14 protein-coding genes are annotated in these 16,837 nt (G+C 69.4%); 5 read left to right on the top strand and 9 right to left on the bottom strand.

The genetic code is table 11. The features are described 5' to 3' along the window. Window position 1: 1 nt before the first annotated feature. From IEZ21_RS18770 to IEZ21_RS18745, 6 genes are all read right to left on the bottom strand, one after another. On the bottom strand, window positions 2–994 hold the full coding sequence (locus IEZ21_RS18770) for a hypothetical protein (RefSeq protein ID WP_189323063.1): 993 nt from the start codon (window positions 992–994) through the stop codon (window positions 2–4). Continuing rightward, window positions 975–2,093: an AAA family ATPase gene (locus IEZ21_RS18765; RefSeq protein WP_189323062.1), complete on the bottom strand. Its 1,119-nt coding sequence runs from the start codon at window positions 2,091–2,093 to the stop codon at window positions 975–977. The genes IEZ21_RS18770 and IEZ21_RS18765 overlap by 20 nt, the downstream gene beginning before the upstream one ends. After that, window positions 2,090–3,247 (bottom strand): DUF262 domain-containing protein, encoded by a 1,158-nt coding sequence (locus tag IEZ21_RS18760; RefSeq protein ID WP_189323061.1) that lies wholly within the window; start codon window positions 3,245–3,247, stop codon window positions 2,090–2,092. Before IEZ21_RS18760 ends, IEZ21_RS18765 begins: the two co-directional genes overlap by 4 nt. 49 nt (window positions 3,248–3,296) lie before the next feature. Continuing rightward, on the bottom strand, window positions 3,297–6,905 hold the full coding sequence (locus IEZ21_RS18755; RefSeq protein ID WP_246567874.1) for a helicase-related protein: 3,609 nt from the start codon (window positions 6,903–6,905) through the stop codon (window positions 3,297–3,299). An 87-nt stretch (window positions 6,906–6,992) separates the two neighbouring features. Then, window positions 6,993–8,171, bottom strand: a complete 1,179-nt coding sequence (locus IEZ21_RS18750; RefSeq protein ID WP_189323060.1) for a hypothetical protein — start codon at window positions 8,169–8,171, stop codon at window positions 6,993–6,995. Further along, the gene (locus IEZ21_RS18745) at window positions 8,168–8,710 is read right to left on the bottom strand and encodes a DUF4365 domain-containing protein (RefSeq protein ID WP_189323059.1); all 543 of its coding nucleotides are present in this window, start codon (window positions 8,708–8,710) and stop codon (window positions 8,168–8,170) included. Before IEZ21_RS18745 ends, IEZ21_RS18750 begins: the two co-directional genes overlap by 4 nt. A gap of 156 nt (window positions 8,711–8,866) precedes the next feature. On the opposite strand from IEZ21_RS18745, the gene IEZ21_RS47665 reads away from it, so the two are divergent. Both IEZ21_RS47665 and istB read left to right on the top strand, forming a co-directional pair. Next, window positions 8,867–9,064, top strand: coding sequence for a hypothetical protein (locus tag IEZ21_RS47665; protein ID WP_246567872.1), 198 nt, complete (start codon window positions 8,867–8,869; stop codon window positions 9,062–9,064). A 111-nt stretch (window positions 9,065–9,175) separates the two neighbouring features. Then, window positions 9,176–10,510, top strand: coding sequence for an IS21-like element helper ATPase IstB (gene istB, locus IEZ21_RS48440; RefSeq protein WP_189323058.1), 1,335 nt, complete (start codon window positions 9,176–9,178; stop codon window positions 10,508–10,510). Here istB and IEZ21_RS18730 read toward each other — a convergent pair. Then, window positions 10,488–10,682 carry a hypothetical protein gene (locus IEZ21_RS18730; protein ID WP_189323057.1) on the bottom strand — a complete coding sequence of 65 codons (195 nt, stop codon included), beginning with the start codon at window positions 10,680–10,682 and terminating at the stop codon, window positions 10,488–10,490. The genes istB and IEZ21_RS18730 overlap by 23 nt on opposite strands. Window positions 10,683–11,224: 542 nt before the next feature. Further along, window positions 11,225–13,750 (bottom strand): helicase C-terminal domain-containing protein, encoded by a 2,526-nt coding sequence (locus tag IEZ21_RS18725; RefSeq protein ID WP_189323056.1) that lies wholly within the window; start codon window positions 13,748–13,750, stop codon window positions 11,225–11,227. Between the two features lie 463 nt (window positions 13,751–14,213). On the opposite strand from IEZ21_RS18725, the gene IEZ21_RS18720 reads away from it, so the two are divergent. Both IEZ21_RS18720 and IEZ21_RS18715 read left to right on the top strand, forming a co-directional pair. After that, window positions 14,214–15,263 carry an HAAS signaling domain-containing protein gene (locus IEZ21_RS18720; RefSeq protein WP_189323055.1) on the top strand — a complete coding sequence of 350 codons (1,050 nt, stop codon included), beginning with the start codon at window positions 14,214–14,216 and terminating at the stop codon, window positions 15,261–15,263. 97 nt (window positions 15,264–15,360) lie between these two features. Then, entirely contained in the window at window positions 15,361–15,984 is a 624-nt protein-coding gene (locus IEZ21_RS18715) for an HAD family hydrolase (protein ID WP_189323054.1), read from the top strand. A 5-nt stretch (window positions 15,985–15,989) separates the two neighbouring features. Here the strand turns inward: IEZ21_RS18715 and IEZ21_RS18710 are convergent, their stop codons facing one another. Next, window positions 15,990–16,238, bottom strand: coding sequence for a hypothetical protein (locus IEZ21_RS18710; RefSeq protein WP_033329495.1), 249 nt, complete (start codon window positions 16,236–16,238; stop codon window positions 15,990–15,992). A 185-nt stretch (window positions 16,239–16,423) separates the two neighbouring features. Here IEZ21_RS18710 and IEZ21_RS48435 point away from each other — a divergent pair, with 185 nt between their 5' ends. Continuing rightward, window positions 16,424–16,807, top strand: a complete 384-nt coding sequence (locus tag IEZ21_RS48435) for a cold-shock protein (protein ID WP_033329496.1) — start codon at window positions 16,424–16,426, stop codon at window positions 16,805–16,807. The last annotated feature ends 30 nt before the right edge of the window (window positions 16,808–16,837 follow it).

Below are 16,837 nucleotides of genomic sequence, written 5' to 3'. Positions count from 1 at the left end.
CTCACGTATCCAGGTGATCGACGAAGATCCCGACCAGGATGCGTCCGCCCAGCCGTTGCTCGGGCAGCGTGAAGTGCACGCGGTTCCGTGCCGGGTGCTGTTTCGCGTGCCACTCGCAGCGGTACGTCTCCCCGTCGTGGTCCACGTCCCGCTGCCGCATCACTCTCTCCTTGGCCCGGGTGTTCGGGCTCTCGGGTGACAGGTCGATGCCGAAGCGGCCCAGTTCAGCCTGGATCTGATCGGGCAGTCCGGCGTGCCGCTCCAGCGCGTCGGCGAAGTGATCGTCCAGCACTCCCAGGACCTTCACCACCCAAGAGCGCAGCTCCCGGTAGGTGCCGTCGAACTTGCGGAAGGACAGGGAGCCGGCGAGGACGAGACTTGGGAAGGCGTCCGCGGCCAGGTTGGGGAAGAGGCGTTCCGGGACGTTCTCGCGCTCGTACAGGCCACGCCAGAAGGCGGTGAGTCCAGGGGCGGAACGCAGGAAGTACAGCTCGGACTCGGCGCCGTCCGTCGGCGAGGCGACCGGTTGCCATCCGCCGGCGATGACGCTGTCGGCCGGGAAGACCAGGCACGCCATCGTGTGCCCCTTCAGCGTGCGGCGCAGTGCGTGGCCCAGGGTCCAGGCGAGCTCCCGCGGCTGGCCCGCAACGCTCACCGTGTCCGGGACAGCAGCGTCCTCGTCGATGTCCCAGGTGCGGCAGCGGTCCATCAGGACGGCCGTGCGGCGGCGCACGTCCGGCGAGACCTCGTCTCCCGGCCCGCCCCGGACGTAGAGGAAGTCGGCCAGCTCGCAGCCGTCCAGGCAGCTGTGCTCGAGCCACCACTCCGCCGTGGCCACCGGGCGCTCGCGGAGGACGTCCCCGAGCGCGTCGTTGAAGTCGTCCAGTAAGTGGGTCAGCCGGTCCGGCTCCAGCTCACGGAAGTCAAAGCTGGTCTCGTCGACGACCAGGCGGTACGACGTGTCCCGGCACGGTTCACCGTCGGCGTCGAGCACGTGCCAGCCTCCCCAGGTCGTCCTCGATCTGGTCGAAGAACCCGCTGGGCCAGTTGGTCAGTTCGCCCCGGTCGGTCAGCTCGATCGGGACGGAGCCTTCCCGGCCGAAGTAGTGCACGATCGCCTCGTGCGATGACAGCGGACCTTCTTCCGCGACACCGAGCCGGGCACCGTTGAGCACATGGTCGCTGTGGGTCTCCACGATCACCTGGGCCCCGCTGCCCGCCACCTGTGCCAGAAAGCGGCCCAGACGGGACTGCCCGGCGGGATGGAGATGCGCTTCGGGGTTCTCCACGATCAGGACGTCGCCGGGTTCGGTCATCAGCCCCGCGACGATGATCGGCAGGGCGTAGGAGAAGCCGAAGCCGGTATTGGCCGGGCGGATGACCTCACCGTACGGGCCTGCCTCCTTGAACCGGATGGTGCTGGCGGCGATCCCCGGTGCCCACTGGGCCGTGATCTGGATGGGGCGGATGATGTGCGAGGCCCACGCTTCGGCCTGGTTGCGCAGAAGCGGCACATCGGAGTCCGGATGCCGTAGTGGTTCACGGACCGTCAGTCGGCGCGTGGTCAGCCGTTCCTGGCGCAGGGCCAGGACCTGGGCCGTGTGTTCGCCTCGCACGCCGACCCCGAGGTCATCGGGCGGCTCCCCGGACACGGACAGCAGATCGCGGGGGCCGAGCCGTTCCGCGCAGAGGTAGGTGAAGCCGCTCTCCGGCTGGGTCCAGGCCAGGTGGAACAGAGCCTCCTGGTAGGGCTCCTCCTCGACCGTGAGGTGCAGGGCGCGCTCGCTGGGGACGCCGAAGCGGTAGCTCCAGTCGGTGTCCGAGCTGTCGGATCGGAGCCGTACGCCGATCTCGGGCTGCCGGGCCGCCGGGTGCAGCAGTTCCTGCGCCTCGCCCAGGGCCAGGCCGTACGGGCCGTTGAGCTGGATCATCGAGCTGCCGGGTTGCCGGGCCGCCTGGCGGGCCAGCAGCAGGGCCTGGATGACGGTGCTCTTGCCTGATCCGTTGAGTCCGGTGAGCACGGTGAGCGGGCGCAGATCGAACTCGGCGTCCGAGAAGCATTTGAGGTTCTGGATGCCCAGTGCGGTGATCACGCGCCCGCCTTGGCATCCTCGGCCGCGGCGCGGAAGCGGTAATCGACACGGCGCCGGTCGCTGGTGGAGGAGGTGATGGCGTCGAGATAGTCGATGTCACGGGACATGCGGCGCCGGGCCGCCGCCACGATGGCCGTCCGGCGGCCTTCCAGGTCTGCCGGATCGTAGGGGGCCAGGGCGATCGACCAGGTTTCGAAGAGCGCCCGGTTGATCGGGTTGCGCCAGGTGACGCCTTCCGGCCACTTGCGGAAGGTGTACTCGCCGAAGAGGAGATGGGCGTTGGACATGGCCGCACGGAACGCCTCGTACAGCTCGATCACCCGCTCATCGGGCACTTCCTTCTCGTTGTCCAGCAGCCGCGTCGCGCGCTCCAGGAAGGAGTCCATCGCCGGCCGCTCCATGTAGGCGTCCATGCCGAGCAGCCAGAAGGCGGCGAAGCGGAGCGCCATCTCCCGGTCGTTCATACGGATGTGACCGCCCATGCCGTTGGTCGCCGTGTTGAACTCGACCATAGACGTCATGATCTTGAGAATGTCGCGGCTCCGTTTCCGGCTCATGCAGTGCCGGATCTCCTGCGCGTTCAGCGGGGTGCCGCCGGTGTTGATGCGCTTGAAGATGTCGTACATGACGTCCGGCGGCGTCGTGGGATCGATGACGTTCACGACGAGTTGGGTGTTGAAGATGCGGCGCTGCCACTGGACGGGCAGGTCCGCGAAGCCCTTGTCGTTCTCGCGGAGGTACTCCAGTCCCTTCAGCCGGAATCCCTGCTCGCCTCCCCGTACGAAGGCGTGCAGCGTTGACAGCCGCTGCAACCCGTCGACGACCCGGAACGCCCCGTCACTGTCCTCCGCGAAGTAGAACGCCGGCAACGGGATCTGCAGCAGCACGGACTCGACGAGGCGGGACTTCTGGTCGATCTTCCACACCTGGCCACGCTGGAAGTCGGGGGCCAGCTCCAGCGAGCCCTCGTCGATCATGTCCAAGATGTTCCGGAGCGAGAACTGGTTGGTGGTCACCCGGATCGACGCGGGATCCCATGGCCTCACGATCGCCGCATCCGCCCCGCCGTCACCCTCGACCTCGACACCGGTTGCCAGGCCGTCGAAGACGTCCTCGACCACCCCAGGTGCTTCCTGTTCATGCGCCGTCGTCATGCTTGTGATCCTATCGGCGAGGTATCCCGCGGGTTCCGGGCATGACGGATCAGTGCGGTGGCTCCCCCTGCTGCCACATGCGCTGCCAGTGGAAGACGAACTTCGTCACATTGAAGTCGGCCGTGCTGGTGCCCTGGAAGGGGGTGGTGAGGTAGCGCACCTCGTCGTGGCCGGGGCCTTCGGGCGAGACGGACACCAGAGCGAGGCGGTAGCGGTCGCCGAGATTCTTGGCGTGCAGCACCTCGTTGCGGGTGACGACGAAGTCTTCGGCTCCGGTGATCCGGCCCTTGACCTCCAGGTGCAACAGGCCCTCACCATCGGCGGTCCAGGACCGCAGGTCGAATCCCTTGTTGTTCGGGGGCATCTCCTCAGGGCTCCGGCCGAGTCGCTGCTCGGCGGCCATCACCGCCGCCACAGCTCGGCGCTCGACTTCGGCCGTATGGCGTGGAGCCGCCGCGCGGGTGCTGGTTCCCGCTGCCGTCTGGCGGCCCAGCAGCTGGTCGATCAGCCCCTGAGGGAGGATCAGAGCGCCGCCGGCCATCCGGGGCAGGCGCGGTAGCAGCCGTTCGTCGAGATCCAGCTCACGCCGCCGCTGCTCCAGTCGCTCCTCCAGCTCTCGGGCGCGACGCCGTGCCGTTTCCGGCCGCAGCCGCAGCCTGCGGCCCTGTGCCTCGTCGTCTCGGAGTTCCACATAGCGGCCGTACCAGAAGTTGATCTCCTGGGTGAGACGGTCCTGTACCTGGCCGCGGATACGCCGCACTTCCGGCGCGATCCGGTCCCGCACGGCCCGCAGATGCTCCCCGACCGCGTGCTGTGCGGCCCAGGTGACCGCCGTCTCGTCCATGCCGCTCGCCAGCCACGCCTGGGAGGCGATACGGGCGGCTTCGCCTCGTACCGTGTCCTTCTCGTCGTCCGTCGGCGGGTCGTAGTCGAGATAGGGAGCGGGCCCGGCGGTGACTGCCCGGCCGTCGGGGGTGAGCTCCACGAACTCGAAGCGTTTGCTCACTGTTCTGGCGCGAGGACGGCCGTCGGTGATCTCGTGCGTGAGCGCGGCTAGCAGCCGTGGGGTGGTGCCAGGATCCGCCCGGTCGATCAGGACGCTTCCGGCCGTCATGACGGCCGCGTGCCGCTCGATGACCGCGTCCACCGCCGCGTCCAGCAGCGGATGCCCTGGGGCGAGGAGTGCGGCGTCCGGGCGGCCCGGCACATGGATCAGCTCGCGGCTGAAGGTGACTCGCGCGTAGCGACGCAGGACCGGAGCATCGGTGCCGCCTCGCGAAGTACGGCCCTGCACGGTGGCTGGTACATACGTGATCTCGTACCGTCCTGCCTCGCGCCGGGCGAGGCGGCCACCGAGTTCGGCGAAGGCGGCCTGGAAGAACGCCTCCACATAGTGGGGCTGCAGTCTGCGGGCGCGCGCTTCCTCGAGGCGCACCAGCGTCTCGGTCACGTCGTGCTCCCGGAGCACGTCTCGATACAGGGCCCGCTGGGCGAGAAGCTCGTCGAGTCCTTCCCCGACGGTGTGGTCGATGATCTGGTTGAGCCGGTCACGCGTCTCAGGACGGTCGCCGTAGCGGATGGCCTCCATCAGCAGCTGGTGCAGCGGCTGCTCTTCGAAGGCCTCGCCCAGCACGTCGAAGATCCGGCCCTGGTAGGCGCGCCGCTGATGCCCGATTTTGTCGAGGAGCCGCTGGAACACGGCACCCTCGCGGGTGTCGGCGGCGACGAGGTTCCACAGGTGGCACACCTCGGCCTGCCCGATGCGGTGAACACGGCCGAACCGCTGCTCGATGCGGTTCGGGTTCCACGGCAGGTCGTAATTGATCATCAGGTGGGCGCACTGCAAGTTGAGACCCTCGCCGGCCGCGTCCGTCGCGACGAGGACCCGGACGCCGGGATCCTGGGTGAACAACTCCTGGACGCGACGGCGCTCCGTCCTGCGCACACCCCCGTGGATCATCTGCACGGCCTCCGCGCTCCCGAGCAGCGTCCGGAGGCGTTCCACGAGGTAGTTGAGGGTGTCCCGGTGCTCGGTGAAGATGATGAGCTTGCGCGGCCGACCATCGCGGTCACGGATCTCCTCCCGGTCCTCGAGCAGTCCGCGCAGCTCGGCCCACTTACGGTCGGTTCCGGAGCGCCGGACATGGGTGGCGAGTGAGATCAGATCGCCGAGAAGATCGGTTTCCGCACGGAGTTCGGCGGCGGTACGGGCGGCGGTGGCCGCGTCCACGACCTCTTCCTCCAAGTCCTCCTGTTCGGATCCGTCCAGGTCGTCGAGGAGCTGTGGCCAGTCCTCGCTGTTGCCCAGGGCGGAGATACGGCGGCCGATCTGGGGGTCCTCAGCGGAAACCACCCCTGGTACCGACGCGAGCAGCTCCTGGTGCCGTCGCAGCAGGCGCTCGCGGCGCCGTTCGAGCGAGCGGAGGATCGCCTCGGGGCTGGAGGCCAGGCGGCGTTGCAGCACGGTGAGGGCGAACCCGACGGTGTTGCCGCGTCGTCCTTCGCCAGCGGCCCGCAGCCGGTCCGCTCTGTCCATGCCGTCCCGTACGTACTGCGTGACGGCTTCGTACAGCTCGAGTTCACCATCTGAGAGCCGGTAGGGGACGGTGTAGGCGCGGCGCTCGGGGAACAGCGGCTTGCCCTCGAAGGTGAGCAGCTCCTCCTTGACCATGCGGCGCATCAGCCCGCCGGTGTCGATGGTGTGGACGCCCTCGCGGTACCGTCCCTCGAAGCGGTCCGCGTCCAGCAGGGCGAGGAAGAGCTGGAAGTCCTCCTCCTTTCCTGCATGTGGGGTGGCGGTCATCAGCAGGAGGTGCCGGGCGAGAGGGCCCAAGCGCTGTCCGAGCTGGTAGCGGCGGGTGGTCTTGAGTTCGTTGCCGAACCAGCGGGCGGACATCCGGTGTGCCTCGTCGATGACGACGAGGTCCCAGTCGCTGTCGTCGAGAAGGGCGAGGAGCTCATCCGAACGGGAAAGCTGGTCCATTCTGGCGATCAGCCGCGGGTGCTGCTGGAAGACGCCTCCCCTGTCGGGTGATGAGTCGCCCAGGAACCTGGTGAGGATCTCGAAGTGGAGATCGAACTTTTGGTGCAACTCGTCCTGCCACTGCTCGACCAGAGCCCCGGGAGCCACGATCAGACAACGCTCCAGGTCCCCTCGAAGCAGCAGTTCCTTCACGTAGAGACCAGCCATGACGGTCTTCCCGGCGCCAGGGTCGTCAGCGAGCAGGAAGCGCAGGGGTGTACGGGGCAGAAGCTCGTCGTACACGGCACGGATCTGATGCGGCAACGGTTCGAGGTCCGACGTCGTCACGGCCAGCATGGGATCAAAGAGGCCAGCCATGCGCAGGCGCAGTGCCTCCGCCGCGAGCCGGAAGGCGGCGGGGTCACCGCGGAAGCTGTTCCACTCGGCGTTCTCGTACAGCAGGAGGCCCGCCTCGTGTTCCCGGTAGAGCAGAACGCTGTCGTGGGCTCCCGATGCCGCCCGGTATACGACCTCCATGGCACCGCTGCCGCGCCAGACCGTACGGATCACGGTGGCTATACCGTCGGCGGTCAGACCGCCGACCCGGACACCGGGTGACAGTTCCTCGAGCCGCGTCCCCATCGGGTGGACGCCTGGGGCCGTAGGAACGGTTCGGCCGTCACCGGTCTTGCTCATCCGCCTGCCGCCTCCTCGCCCTGGTCATACGCGGCTACGGTAGTGGGAACGCTGCGCGGCCGGAGTGGGGTGGCAGGCTGAGCTGCGTCAGTCCCGGATCTCCTCGACGGTGCTGCTCTGCACACGGACCAGGTGCCAGCGGTTCCCGATGCGCTCCAGGTCGCCTTGGACCACGACTTCTTGTCCGTCGAGATGAGCTCGTCCCAGCCTGTCGTAATCCGCCGCGGACACTTCGATATACACCCTCATCGCCCGACTGGCGGGCTGGTCGTCAGGGCGTCCGAGCAGGATCACCCTGCCAGGTCCGGTAGTGGTGTCCCGCTCCATTTTGGTGATGATGCCGCGTAGGGAAACCCCTTGACGTCCGAAGTGCTCGCGCAGGTAGTCGGCTCCACGCTGCAGCTGCGTGATCAGCTCGGGCCGGAATTCGAGCAGCCCGGCAGGCCGGTCCAAGGGCAACGCGCTGGCCCACTCGGTCTGCAGCACGAACGGGATCTTGCCGTTGGAGGAGAGTCCGGCGAGCGCTTCGCAGACGTTCGCGGACAGTCCTTCTCCTGCCTGGTCGGCGAAGGCTGACAGATCCCCGTCGTGAACACTCGCGTGCTGAGCCGCAGTGTGCGCCGCCGCGGCACCTTCGTAGAAAGCCTCCGAGACCCGCCGAGCGAGCGGAATCCCGCCGTAGCGACCCTGTGCGTCGATCGATAGCTGTTCGGGGGCCCTCGCATTCAGTGGGATTTCGGCGGTCAGGATGTAACTGCCTGGTCGCGTGAGGCCCAGCAGCACTCGGCGGCTGAGGAAGTCGTACACCTGATTGGACTTGCGTCCTGGCTCCACCGGACGCGGCTGCTGATGTGCCAGCCAGGTGGTGGCCCGGTAGGTGGCGCTGATGAAGAGATCCCGCAGGCTGGCGACGGCGCGGCTGCCCTCGGCGAGCCACACGGTCCCGGATGGGAGGCCTTCGGGCTGCAGACGTACGGAGTGCACATCGGTTTGCGCGGCCCCGATAGCGTGCAGCACGGACGCTGGCTCACGGTCCTCGACGACTGCCACCGTGTCGAAGAGATCACGCAACCGTCGTACAAAGTCGACAAGCCGTGAGTCTTTGGGAAGGAGAACTTCCATCCGGCCGTCGGGCAGGTCTGTCGCCCATACCTCGGCGCGCGGTTGTTCCTGTACCAGAAACCAGCCCTGCGCTGTCAGATAGCGGCGGAGCAGCTCAGGGCGGATTTCGAGCAGGGCCTGCTCCGGCAGTTGTTTCTGGTTCACTGGACCGGCACCCCCTGTCCTTGAAACCGCAGCTCGTCCGCAAGATCAAACATGTCCCGCAGGGCCTCGGCGGTCAACAGGTTCGCACGAGGCACTGACAGCGTGACCTTTGTATCCGGATGGAGATCCTGCCGCTGCCGCTGTCCGTGCAGGCAGGTCCAGTAGGCGGCATCCTTGAGCACCAGTTGGTCGGCCGATACTTCCATCCAGTCATCCGGGTCCTTGGGGACCAGGACGACCACGAGAAACGTGGGACTTGCCCACTCATGGGCAGGTCGTGCGAGCTCGTTGTAGTACTTGCTCTTCAGCTTGTATCTGACGTCGTTCTGCGTCAGCCTTGCGTTCCGGCTGCTCTTCACCTGAACGCCGATCTTGGGATAGCGGAGCCTGCCGAGTGGGCCGGGGTGCCCCACATCGAAGTCCGTGAGATAGAGATCGGCTTCGGCCTGCTTCTGAGCGGTGAACCCCGCCGCAGCCACGGTGGCCTGGAAGAAGGCCTCGCCGTAGAAACCCTGCCGGTTGTCCTGGTTCAGCGACATCCGTCAGTCCGCCCCGCCCACCGTGATCGTCTGTGCCCCAACGTATCCCAGCGATCACATTCGTTCTGACAGTGATCGTGGTCAAGGCGTGCGCTTCAGAAAGTCTGAAACTGCTCGACCTGAGCGGTCACGGAGGCTTGCGAAGCCCCATACACCATGCTCGGGTGCTGGGTTCCTCCGTCCGGCGAGGAGGCTCAGGACAAGATCCGGCGGCGCGTCCTGTTCCCGCGTGAACTGGAGCGCCATGCGTCGGGCGCAGGCTTTGAGGTCATGGACATGCTCAACGAGCCGGAGGTCGTGCACACCGCCCTCATCGCGTGTGCGGTCGTGGACCGGGTGGGAGCCCCTCCCTGACCGCGTCCCGTCCTATTGGATGTCTTTTCATTCCAATGAGTGGCGGCAATTCTGATTTGCGGCTTCGGTTCCGAAGAATGGCGGACCGTGCAGGTAACTCGCAGGCAGCCCTTGAAGCCCACCGCATCCACGCCCACCACGACGCTCGGCTACGCCCTGTTCGCCACGAGATGGCTTCAAGCGCCGTTGTACTTCGGCCTGGTGGCCGCCCAGGCCGTGTACGTCTACAAGTTCTTCAACGAGCTGTGGAGCTTAATCCTCCGGATCGTGAGCGGGCACGCGACCGAGACGTACGTCATGCTCGCCGTGCTCAAGCTCGTCGACGTCGTGATGATCGCCAACCTGCTGATCATGGTGATCGTCGGCGGCTACGAGACCTTCGTCTCGCGTATCGGACTCGAGGGCCACCGCGACCAGCCCGAGTGGCTCTCGCACGTCAACGCCAACGTGCTGAAGGTGAAGCTCGCCACCGCCATCGTGGGCATCTCCTCCGTCCATCTGCTCCAGATGTTCGTGGACGTGCACCACACCCCCCGTCACTCGCTGATGTGGGGAACGGTGATCCACATGGCGTTCATCCTCTCGGCGGCGATCCTCTGGTACATGTCAGGGGCGAGAGCGGCCAGTTCGATGCCGGTGCACTCGGATCACGATGCGCCCAAGGACCCCGCTGCCCAGGACCCCGCTCACCAGGAGCCTGAGCCGAAGCCCTCGCCCGTCTCGATCCCTTCCGTCTCGATCTCGTCCGCCCCGGCTCCGTCCGTCTCGGTTCCGCCCGGGGCGATTCCGGCCCAGTCGGCCGCCCGGTCGGCAGTCCACTCGGCGGTCCCCTCCACCGCCGAGCCCACCGCGCCGTACAAACCCCGTGGAACCGAGGCCCGTATCCGGGACGCGGGCTTCCCCTCCCGGAAGCTGCTCGAGGAGTTCGACGACAGCCACCCGCGGTCCTTCGACCGGGAGACCGTCGCCCGCCTCGGCAAGCTGGACTTCGTTGCCGCCCGCGGGAACGCGGTGTTCGTCGGGCCCCCCGGCACCGGCAAGACGCATCTCGCCGTCGGGCTCGGTGTGCGGGCCTGCCAGGCGGGGCACGGGGTGCTGTTCGCGACCGCCGCCCAGTGGGCGTACCGGCTGACCGAGGCGCGGGACGGCGGCCGACTCTCCGAGGAGCTGGCCTCGCTCGACGCGTACCCGCTGCTGATCATCGACGAGGTCGGCTACGCCCCCTTCGACGCGGCCACCGCGCACCTGCTCTTCCAGCTCGTCGCCCACCGCTATGAGCGGGCCTCACTGATCGTGACCAGCGACCGCCCCCTCGGGCGCTGGGAGGAGATCTTCGGCGGCGCCGCCCCCGCACTGGTCGACCGTCTCGCGCACCACGCGGAGATCGTCCGGCTCGACGGGGACAGCTACCGCATGCGGCGGGCTATTTCGTCATGGGCAGATTGAGGTTGTTGACCAGCGGCCCCTCGATGGTGACGCCCTCCGTGACGAGGGACTCGGCCCCGGCGGGCGGGAGGGGCAGCGGCAGCGCGGGCGCGGCCTGGGCCTGAGAGGCGAGTACGCCGACGAGGGCGACCGCGGCGAACAGGGCGGTGGTGGCGACAGCACGAGAACGCATGACTGTTTTCGGGCCTTTCGGAAACACGGTTGGAAGTTCAGTCGGGTGACCCAGGCGGGGACGGGCCGGACTCGGTGCGCCGAGTCCGGCCCGCGGGGTGTGAGGGGCGGTCAGAGGGTCACGCCGCCGCCCAGATCGATGCCGATCGCCGCGGCCTGGGAGGCGAGTGCGCCAAGCAGCGCGGCGGTTCCGATCAGGACGGTGGCGACACGACGAGTGGTACGCATGGGACAACCTCTTTCTCGCGCTTGCCTGTTGACCAGGCATTGATCAGGACGTCGGGTGGCTGCCCGGCCGCTCGCACCGCGATGCGAGAGGCCGCCGGATGTCCCTCAAGGGAGCGAAGTCCCCGGCGGGCGTGCATGATCCAGTGCGTACGCCCGTACGGGTGACGGGAGATGGCACGCTGAGCGGCCCTGGTGAAGTCCGGTGCGGTACCGCGCCCGCTTGAGGGACCGCAGGCCCCGATAGGGGCGCGGGGCTGTATCGATATGCGGCTCCGCCGCGTGGGCGCGACCAGCCCCCACCGGCCCGCAGGTGGATTACTGCGCTTCCAGCGGAGCGTCTTCGTCGGCCAGCTCCGCGACGCCCGTGATGCGGTGCAGCGGGTACGTGCGGACTTCGTCCGCCGTGTGGTCGTACGCCGTCACGAAGCCGCCCTCGACGCGGATCGGGGCGATGACGCGCTGGCTGGCGGAGCCCTCGGCGTTGACGTAGCCGATCCACAGGGGCTCGCCGGTGAGGACGGCGGCCTGCACGGTGGCGAGGGTCTCGGCGGAGGTGGTGCGGGGGAGGGAGCCGTTCGGGGCCGCGGTGGCGGTGGCCTTGCGGGGAGCCGTGGAAGCCAGGTCGCCGGCGCGGATGGCGCGGATCGCGGCGTTCAGCAGGGTGGCGTCGGGGACCGGCGGGCCTCCGGGTACGGGCTCGGGGGCGGTGCGCGGCGGGGTGCGGTGCGCGTGGGCACGCGCGATCAGTACGTCGCCCTCCGCCGACTCGGCGGCGGGCGCGAAACCCATCGCGCGCAGGCCCTCGAGAAGCGTGGTCGGGTCGGTCTGCGCGGCCAGCACGGTGGGGGCGAGTCGGCGCAGCCGCAGGTCGGCGGAGCGCTTGTCGGCGAGGATCTCGTTCAGCAGGGCGTCGTCGTCGCAGCGGACGTACGCCGACGCGGCGCCGATCCGCAGATGGCCGTGCCTGCGGGCGACGTCGTCGATCAGGTACGTGAGGGGCTGCGGCACCGGCGTACTCGAGTGCGCGGCGAGGAAAGCATGCAGGTCGGAGGCCGAACGGCCCGCGTCAAGGGCCCGCCGTACGGACCCCGGCGTGAACCGGTACACCGTCGCCCCGCCCTTCGACTCCACATCCGCGAGCACCCCGAGCATGTCCGCCAGCGGGCGTTCCAGCGGGCCCGGCGCGACGGCGGTGAGGTCGGCCTGGAGCAGGACGTGGTCGAGGGGTGTGGGCAGGTGGGGGGTGAGGAGGTGGCCGGCGCGGGAGGCGGCCGCGGCGAGTTCGGCTCCCGTGAGGGGTGCGTCGGGCGGCGTCGCGAGCAGGGCCCGGCCGTGTGTGGACAGTGCTCCCCGGCCGGTGATCCCGAGCAACTCCGCCTCGGACAGGGCCCACCGGGCGAGCCGGATGCGTAGATCGTCCGTACGGGTCTGGGTCTGGGCCTGGGACTGGGGGGTGCGCAGGGGGCGTTCCCAGTGGAGGCGGGCGATCAGGGAGTCCGCGGAGGCCGAGGCGCCCTCGGGGAGCGCGGCGAGCAGGGCCAGGACGCGGTGGCGGACCTCGGGCGCGGCGGAGCGGTCGAGGCCCGGGCCCAGCGCCGAGAGCGTACGGTCCTTGGCGTCCCGGCCGCCGACCAGGCCCGGCGTGCGGGTCGCGGTCAGCCAGGCGGTGGCGAGCCGCGTCCAGCGCTCGGCCGCGGGCAGCTCCCGCCACTCGTCGTACGCGGGGGTCGCCGCGTACTGCTCGTCGGCCTCGCCGTCCGAGGCCAACAGGCCCGCCGCGTAGGCGAGTTCGACCCAGAAGGCCGCGATCGGCTCCGGTACGTCCAGGGCCACGGCGGTGCGTTTGAGATCCCGTACGCTCAGGCCGCCCGCGCGCAGCACGGACGGGCCGCCCTCGTCCCAGTCCCCCAGCAGCTCCTCGACGGTCGCGAGCGCGGTGTACGCCTGGCCTGCCGCCGCCGCGTCCACAACCTGTGGACGATGCGTGACGGCGGGTTCGACCTCCGGGGGCAAGGGTTCGACTGCGCGGTGCGCGCGGCCCGCCCTCATGTGCAGGGCGACCTCACGGGGGAGTACGACCGTGCCGGGCGCCGTCGGCAGCAGCAGCCCGCGGTCGATGAGCCAGCGCAGACGGGCGGCCGGGTCGGCCGTGACCTGCCCGTACGGCGGGCCCCAGACCAGCCGCGACAGCACCTCCAGGGAGTCGGCCGGGGCCTCGTCGAGCATGGCCCGCATCCGGGTGCGGTCGGTGAACAGCTCCGTCAGCGACGCCACCGCCGACACCGCGTCATGCGTCGTGGACAGCCCGGCCGTCGCGAGGATCTCCTGGATACGCCCCGGCGACATGCCCGCCGTCGCCTCCGCGACCGTGGGGCCGAGCCCTGTCGGGGACGGGTGCTGCGGCGAGGGCGCGAGCAGTTCGCGGGCCGTACGCACCAGCCGCAGCCGGTCGTCCGCCCCCCACACCAGCGCCTGCTCGCGCAGCGTCGCGAGCGCGTGGGGGAGGGCGCCGGTGACCTCCGGGTCGCCCTCGTCTCCGGCCAGCAGCGCCAGGAGCGTGTCGTACGTCGCCGGGTCCGGGGCCACGGCCAGGGCCTCCGCCGTCTGCAGGGCGAAACGGTCCAGGTGCTCCAGGGCGCGGACCACGGAGGCGCGGGTCCCCGCGCGGGTGGCGAGCTGGGTGAGGTCGGTGGGGACGGGGGTGATGAGGTCGGGGCGGGCCTGGAGGAGAGCGGCGAGGGAGGCGTCGTCGCGGGCGCGTAGTTGCTCCGCGAGCGAGCGGGGCGGTGCCGCTGCCGCGGGGTTCGCGGGTTCCTCGGGGGGCCGGTGGTTGACGCTCATCCTGTCCACGGTAGCGGGTTGCCTCCGGCGGTTGGGCGGCTGCGGGTTGTGTGTGGCTGGTCGCGCCGTTCCCCGCGCCCCTGGGTGGGTGGGGGGTGCGGGGTCGTGGGCCGGTGCGTCAGCCCGTCGCAGGGCGGGCATACGGCCCTTAGCTGGTACAAGGCCCTGGTCCTCCGAGACAGAACCTAAGCGACGGGCATACGACGCACCGGCCCACGCCCCCTCCCGCCGGAGGGCAAGTGACGGGTCCGTCGTGGCTGGGGTACGGGCTTGCTCCGGGCGCGGGGAGCCGCAGGCTTTTCAGGGGCGCGGGGAACTGCGCGACCAGCCACGACGCACCCGCAGTCGAGACACGAACCCCAACCGTCCACCCACCCTGGTCGCTTGACCTGGGGACCGGGGTACGGTCGGTTGTGTCGGGGCCTGAGGACCACGCCAACACTGCCGCCCCCGGAGGGACTTCGTGGGGATTGAGAGCGATCAGCTCGTGTTCGACTACCTGAGCCGGGTCGGTGACCTGGCCCAGAGCCGACAGTTGCCGTCCGGGACGCGTATGCGGCTCGTGACGGAGTTGCGCGGGGAGATCGACCGGCGCCGGGCCAAGGCGAGCGCCGACAGCCCGGCCTCCGTACGCCGGATCCTCGCGCGCCTCGGCAGCCCGGAGGAGGTGGTCGCGGCGGCGGGCTCCGGCGGCGAGGGAAGTGGTGGCGGGGAACAGGAGCCCAGGGCCGCCGCGCCCGTCCAGCCCGCGGAGGCGGCCGAGGAGCGGCCCAAGGGGCTGCGGCGAGTCGTCCCGCGGCCCCGGTCCGCGGAGCCGTCCGCGGCCGGTGACGTACCGATGGTTTCCGGTGACGTGCCCTCTCCGCCGCACCTTGCGAGTACGGAGGAACTCGGGTCCGGGCAGACCGACTGGTGGCGGGTGGACAGCAGTCCGTTCGGGACGACGGACGGCGTGCCGGGGTTTGTGGGAGGAGTGGAGATCCCGGAGCTGCTCAAGCCGCCGCCCTCGGACGCCGACGAAGACGCGCCGAAGAAGCCCGCGCCGCTCGCCGAGCCCAAGAAGCTGGTCAAGGAGCCGGTACCGGTCGAGGCGGCCGAGCCGACGGCGGCCGGTACGGCGCAGAAGCGGCGCCGTTTCCTCCCCTCGGCCCGCCCCCGCCCCGATACCGGAGGAGGCCTCCCCAGCCCCCTCCTTCTGCTCGCCGCCACCCTCCTCGTCGCCGGTGCCGTCATCGGCAACCTCGTCGTCCTCGCCCTCGGCTGGCTCATCGCCTACCTTTCGCGGCGCCTGACTCCCGCCGAGTCGAAGTGGGCGGTCCTGGGGATGCCCGGTCTGGTCGCCGTCGCGGGGATCACCTGGTTGTGGGGGCGGACGGAGGGGCGTTGGGGCGATCCCATCGCCAGGGACCAGATGAGCGACGCGATCGCCGAGACCTGGCCCTGGGTCCTCAAGGGCGCGGCCGTCGCCTCGGCGCTGTACCTGGTGTGGAGGGCTCAGCGTCAACGGCCGTAGGGGCAAGGGCGGTTGGCAGGGCTTTGCCGCTGAGTGCAGGGGGCGGCTATGAGGGCCCAGTGGTCGGGCGCATGGCCCGTACGACCCCCTGGGCACAATGGCCCATATGACTTCTCCGGTGCTGACCGTCGGCTTCGACCTCGACATGACCCTCATCGACTCCCGCCCCGGCATCCACGCCTGCTACCTGGCGCTCTCCGAGCGGACGGGGACGTACATCGACGCCGATCTGGCCATCACGCGGCTCGGTCCGCCGCTGGAGGAGGAGCTGGTCAACTGGTTCCCGGGCGATCAGGTCGCCGCCATGGCCGACGTCTACCGTGAGATGTACCCCACACACGCCATAACCGGGACGCTCGCGATGGCCGGCGCCCGCGAGGCGATCGCGGCCGTGCAGGCGGCGGGCGGGCGCGCGGTCGTCGTCACCGCCAAGTACGAGCCGAATGCCAAGCTGCACCTCAAGCACCTCGGCATCGCCGCCGACGCCGTCATCGGCGGCCTGTGGGCCGAGCGCAAGGCGGAGGCGCTGCGCGAGTACGGGGCGGGTGTCTACGTCGGCGACCACACCGGTGACGTACGCGGTGCGCGTATCGCCGAGGCGCTGTCCGTCGCGGTGTCCACCGGGCCGTGCGACGCGGAGGAACTGCGGGCGGCCGGTGCGGACGTCGTGCTCGCGGACCTGACGGAGTTCCCGGCCTGGCTGGACCGGTACCGGTCCTAGACCCCTTACTGCACGGAGCGCGCCCGGCGGCGCTGTGCCGCCGCCGTTCGCAGGACACCCGCTCCCGCGATCAGGAAGCCCACGCCCATCAGCATGCTCAGTCCGAACATGTACGTCGGGAAGGGCGACTTGTCGAGCAGTAGCGGGGCCACGGTGACCAAAGTGGCCACGGCTCCCACAAAGAAGACGATGCCGCCGGTTCGGACCAGTCGGTCACCGGGTTCGGCGGAATTCGCTTGGGTTTTGTCACGCACTCGACCAGGGTAGTTCCCTGCGCGAAGGAACAGTCCGGGGACGTCTTGTCAGCCGCCACCGGACCATTAGCCTTGGTACCGGCGGGTCGGGCACGACCCGCTGCAGTGCTATCCAGAGCAGTTTTCCCGAATCGTTCATCATTCAGCCAGAGCACCAACCGACGACTACGAGGACGAGGACAGACGTGCCTACCGGCAAGGTCAAGTGGTTCAATTCTGAGAAGGGCTTCGGCTTTCTCTCCCGCGACGACGGCGGCGACGTCTTCGTTCATTCCTCGGTCCTGCCCGCCGGAGTCGATGCTCTCAAGCCGGGGCAGCGAGTGGAGTTCGGCGTGGTCGCCGGACAGCGCGGTGACCAGGCGCTTTCGGTGACGATCCTGGACCCGACCCCCTCCGTCGCGGCAGCCCAGCGCCGTAAGCCGGACGAACTCGCGTCGATCGTCCAGGATCTGACCACTCTGCTCGAGAACATCACGCCCATGCTCGAAAAGGGCCGCTACCCGGACAAGGCCTCCGGCAAGAAGATCGCGGGCCTGCTGCGGGCGGTGGCGGACCAGCTGGACGTGTAGAGACCTCTACGAAAATGCCAGTGCGTCGGC

The organism is Streptomyces flaveus (assembly GCF_014647675.1).
Classification (GTDB): domain Bacteria; phylum Actinomycetota; class Actinomycetes; order Streptomycetales; family Streptomycetaceae; genus Streptomyces; species Streptomyces flaveus.
Note: the sequence above shows the minus strand (reverse complement) of the source record. Positions and strands in the feature narration are given on the sequence as shown.